A 4197-nucleotide genomic window follows, 5' to 3' on the forward strand; every position below is an offset into this window, starting at 1 on the left:
CCCGGGGAGGGCGGGGGCGCTCGTCACGCGCGGGGCGGGATCAGCCCTGGGCGGCGATGATCTCGCGGGCCAGGCGGGCGGTCTCGGACGGCGTCTTGCCGACCTTGACACCGGCGGCCTCGAGGGCCTCCTTCTTCGCCTGGGCGGTGCCCGAGGAGCCGGAGACGATGGCGCCGGCGTGGCCCATGGTCTTGCCCTCGGGGGCGGTGAAGCCGGCGACGTAGCCGACGACCGGCTTGGTGACGTGCTCGGCGATGAAGGCCGCGGCACGCTCCTCGGCGTCGCCACCGATCTCACCGATCATGACGATGAGCTCGGTCTCCGGGTCCTCCTGGAAGGCCTTGAGCGCGTCGATGTGGGTGGTGCCGATGACCGGGTCGCCACCGATGCCCACGGCCGAGGTGAAGCCGATGTCCCGCAGCTCGTACATGAGCTGGTAGGTCAGGGTGCCGGACTTCGAGACCAGGCCGATCTTGCCGGAGCTGGTGATGTCGGCCGGGATGATGCCGGCGTTCGACTGTCCGGGGCTGATCAGACCCGGGCAGTTCGGGCCGATGATGCGGGTCTTGTTGCCCTTGGCACCGGCGTGCGCCCAGAAGGCGGCGGTGTCGTGCACCGGGACGCCCTCGGTGATGACGATGGCCAGGCCGATCTCGGCGTCGATGGCCTCGATCGCGGCGGCCTTGGTGAAGGCCGGCGGGACGAAGAGGACCGTGACGTCGGCGCCGGTCTTCTCCATGGCCTCGGCGACGGTGCCGAAGACCGGGATCTCGGTGCCGTCGACGTCGACCGTGGTACCGGCCTTGCGCGGGTTGACGCCGCCGACGATCTGGGTGCCGGAGGCGAGCATGCGGCGGGTGTGCTTCATGCCCTCGGCGCCGGTCATGCCCTGGACGATGACCTTGCTGTCCTTGGTAAGGAAGATAGCCATGGTGTTAAGTCCCCTTCCTTACTTGTTGGCCAGCTCGGCGGCGCGGTCAGCGGCGCCGTCCATGGTGTCCACGCGCTGCACCAGCGGGTGGTTGGCGTCGTCGAGGATCTTGCGACCCAGCTCCGCGTTGTTGCCGTCCAGGCGGACGACCAGCGGCTTGGAGACGTTCTCGCCCTTGCTCTCCAGGAGCGCCAGGGCCTGCACGATGCCGTTGGCGACCGCGTCGCACGCGGTGATGCCGCCGAAGACGTTGACGAAGACCGACTTGACGTCGGGGTCGCCCAGGATGATCTCCAGGCCGTTCGCCATCACCTCGGCGGACGCGCCGCCACCGATGTCGAGGAAGTTGGCGGGCTTGACGCCGCCGTGGTTCTCACCGGCGTAGGCGACCACGTCGAGGGTGCTCATGACGAGGCCCGCGCCGTTGCCGATGATGCCGACCTGGCCGTCGAGCTTGACGTAGTTCAGGCCCTTGGCCTTGGCGGCGGCCTCCAGCGGGTTGGCCGCGGCCTTGTCCTCCAGGGCCTCGTGCTCGGGCTGGCGGAACTCGGCGTTCTCGTCCAGGGAGACCTTGCCGTCGAGCGCGATGATCTTGCCGTCACCGGACTTGATCAGCGGGTTGACCTCGACGAGGAGGGCGTCCTCCTTGATGAAGACGGTCCACAGCTTCTGCAGGACCTCGGCGACCTGGTCGGCGACCTCGGCCGGGAACTTCGCCGCGGCGACGATCTCGGCGGCCTTCTCCGGGGTGCAGCCCTCGTTGGCGTCGACCGGGATCTTGGCGAGCGCCTCGGGGTTCTGCTCGGCGACGACCTCGATCTCCACGCCGCCCTCGACGCTGGCCATGGCCAGGAAGGTGCGGTTGGTGCGGTCCAGCAGGAACGAGACGTAGTACTCGTCCTTGATGTCCGCGGTCTGGGCCAGCATCACCTTGTGAACGGTGTGGCCCTTGATGTCCATGCCGAGGATCTGCTCGGCCTTGGCGACGGCGTCCGCCGGGTCGGCGGCGAGCTTGACGCCGCCGGCCTTGCCTCGGCCGCCCACCTTCACCTGAGCCTTGACGACGGCGCGGCCGCCGAAGCGCTCCGCGATGGCGGCAGCGTCTGCGGCGGTCTCGATGACATCGCCGTCAAGCACGGGCACACCGTGCTTGGCGAAGAGGTCCCTCGCCTGGTACTCGAACAGGTCCACGTGTTTGTCCTTGTTCGTGGTCGCGGATTGTGTCTCTACGAGCGTGCCACGGCAGGATCTTCGCTGCGGGTCGTCGGGGCGGTGCGGGTACGCAGAGGTACGGCCTTGCGGCCCACACAGCCACGGGCGCTCACGTCAATCAACACGCGCGTCACGTCCGTCTGGCAGGTTATCCCCGCAGGGCCGGGCAGTTCCGCCCGGGGCCTGTCCGCCCCGGGTGAGAACCGTCACAAACAGCCCGGCGGGACGGGGTGGACGGCCGGTCCGCCGATCGCGCGGATTAGCGCGTCCGGGTGAATTCCTCACGCCCCCTGGTCGGCCCCCCTGATCAGGCCCCGCGGGATCGGGCGCTTCTCGATGGCCGCCGCCATGATCTCCGGGAACGCGTCCGGGGTACAGGCGAAGGCCGGGGCGCCGAGCGAGGCCAGGGCGGCGGCGTGCGCGTGGTCGTACGCCGGGGCCCCCTCGTCGGAGAGCGCCAGCAGGGCGATGAACTGGACGCCGGCCGCCTTCATCGCGGCGACCCGCTTGAGCATGCCGTCCCGGATGCCGCCCTCGTACAGGTCGCTGATCAGCACCACGACGGTCTCGGAGGGCCGGGTGATCCTCGACTGGCAGTAGGCGAGCGCGCGGTTGATGTCGGTGCCGCCGCCGAGCTGGGTGGCGAACAGGACGTCGACCGGGTCGGTGAGCTGCTCGGTGAGGTCGACCACCGAGGTGTCGAAGACGACCAGGCGGGTGTCCAGGGTGCGCATCGAGGAGAGCACCGCGCCGAAGACCGCCGAGTGGACGACCGAGGGCGCCATCGAGCCGGACTGGTCGACGCAGAGGATGACGTCCTTCTTCACGGCGCGCTGGGCGCGGGCGTAGCCGACCAGCCGCTCGGGGACGACGGTGCCGTGCTCGGGCAGGTAGTTCTTCAGGTTGGCCCGGATGGTGCGGTCCCAGTCGATGTCGCGGTGGCGGGGCCGGTTGACCTTGGCGCTGCGGTCGAGGGCGCCGCCGAGGGTGGCCCGGGTGCGGTCGGCGAGCCGGCGCTCCAGGTCGGCGACCACCTTGCCGACCACCGCCCGGGCGGTCTCCCGGGTGGTCTCGGGCAGCGCGTGCTTGAGCGACAGCAGGGTGCCGACCAGGTGCACGTCCGGCTCGACGGCCTCCAGCATCTCCGGCTCCAGCAGCAGCCGGTCCAGGCCGAGCCGGGAGATCGCGTCCTGCTGCATCAGCTGCACGACGGTGGACGGGAAGTACGTGCGGATGTCGCCCAGCCAGCGGGCCACCTGCGGGGCCGAGCCGCCCAGCCCGGCACTGCGGCGGCCGCCGCGGGCGGCCCGGGCGCCCTCCTCGGGGGCGCCGCGGTAGAGCGCGCCGAGGGCGCCGTCCATCGCGGCGTCGCGGCCGCGCAGGGTGCAGCCGGTGCCGTCGGCCTCACCGCCGAGCACCAGCCGCCAGCGGCGCAGCCGTTCGTCGGTCGTGGGCGCTGCCATCTCGTCCTCCTTCGCCGGGTCGGGCGTCATGGGTCGGGTGTCGTGGGTGTCGGGTGTCACGGGTGGGGTGTGCGGGCCGGGGGTCGTGGGCCGGGGGTCAGGTGTCCCGGCCGGCGGCCTGCCGGGGGATCGTCGGACGGATCCCGAGCAGCAGGGCCACCACGGGGACGGCGGCGTCGGCGCGGGCCCGGTCCAGCTCGCCGGCCTCGGCCCGGACGGCCGGGAGCTCGTCGAGCGGGCCGGCCGCGACCCGGCCGCCGATGGTGGTGCGCACGCCCGCCTCCAGGGCGGCGAAGGTGCGGCGCAGCAGCGGCAGGACGTCGGTGAAGACCTCGTCGCCCACCCCGGTCAGCCACTCGTCCAGCAGGGCGAGCAGCCGCGGGTCGTGCAGCAGCAGGGCGCCGCCGCCGGTCAGGAAGCCCTCGACCCAACCGGCCGCGTCCGCCGGGGCGTTGGCGACGGAGAGCACCAGCCGGAGCCGGCGGCCGGCCTCCTCGGAGTCGAGCCGGCCGTCGTCCAGCAGCAGTGCGACGGCGCGGCCGCGCCGCAGCCCGGGGGCTCCGGTGGCCGGGCCCCCGGCCCGCTCGCGCC

General features: G+C 72.1%; 4 protein-coding genes. All 4 read right to left on the minus strand.

Features of this window, described 5'->3' with window-relative positions; all coding sequences use genetic code 11:
- Positions 1 to 40: 40 nt before the first annotated feature.
- On the minus strand, positions 41 to 931 hold the full coding sequence (gene sucD / locus ACFU7Z_RS37215) for a succinate--CoA ligase subunit alpha (RefSeq protein WP_074003930.1): 891 nt from the start codon (positions 929 to 931) through the stop codon (positions 41 to 43).
- An 18-nt stretch (positions 932 to 949) separates the two neighbouring features.
- Positions 950 to 2122 carry an ADP-forming succinate--CoA ligase subunit beta gene (sucC, locus tag ACFU7Z_RS37220; protein ID WP_049659288.1) on the minus strand — a complete coding sequence of 391 codons (1173 nt, stop codon included), beginning with the start codon at positions 2120 to 2122 and terminating at the stop codon, positions 950 to 952.
- Positions 2123 to 2424: 302 nt separating this feature from the next.
- Positions 2425 to 3606: a VWA domain-containing protein gene (locus ACFU7Z_RS37225; protein ID WP_049659290.1), complete on the minus strand. Its 1182-nt coding sequence runs from the start codon at positions 3604 to 3606 to the stop codon at positions 2425 to 2427.
- A 97-nt stretch (positions 3607 to 3703) separates the two neighbouring features.
- The coding region (locus ACFU7Z_RS37230) for a DUF5682 family protein (RefSeq protein WP_380782523.1) at positions 3704 to 4197 on the minus strand (494 nt) is incomplete at its 5' end.

It is taken from the genome of Kitasatospora sp. NPDC057518 (assembly GCF_042802075.1).
GTDB lineage: Bacteria > Actinomycetota > Actinomycetes > Streptomycetales > Streptomycetaceae > Kitasatospora.

Excerpts from the sequence above, each read along its gene's own strand:
- ACFU7Z_RS37225 (WP_049659290.1), bottom strand. The coding sequence starts at position 3,606 with ATGGCAGCGCCCACGACCGACGAACGGCTGCGCCGCTGGCGGCTGGTG.
- sucD (WP_074003930.1), bottom strand. The coding sequence starts at position 931 with ATGGCTATCTTCCTTACCAAGGACAGCAAGGTCATCGTCCAGGGCATG.